Below are 236 nucleotides of genomic sequence, written 5' to 3' on the forward strand. Positions count from 1 at the left end.
CTTGCGTGTGTGAAAGCGGGATAATGCCTGATCTTGAAATTAAGCCTACTGTCGGTTTAATTCCTACAATACTATTTTGTCTAGAGGGGCTTAAAATTGAACCTGAAGTCTCCGTTCCTACTGCAGCAACCGCAAAGTTTGCAGCAATTGCTGAACCAGATCCTGAACTTGAGCCGCCAACATCAAATCTCCCTATTCCATAAGGATTTTCAGTCTGCCCCCCTCTTGAACTATAT

1 protein-coding gene is annotated in these 236 nt (G+C 43.6%); it reads right to left on the reverse strand.

All coding sequences use genetic code 11. The annotated features are described in order from the left end of the window. Positions 1 to 236: amidase family protein (locus RYX56_RS25195; RefSeq protein ID WP_317124493.1), on the reverse strand; the 236-nt coding region annotated here is incomplete at both ends.

The sequence above is a fragment of the Alkalihalophilus lindianensis genome, assembly GCF_032843265.1.
Taxonomy (GTDB): domain Bacteria; phylum Bacillota; class Bacilli; order Bacillales; family Bacillaceae_D; genus Alkalihalophilus; species Alkalihalophilus lindianensis.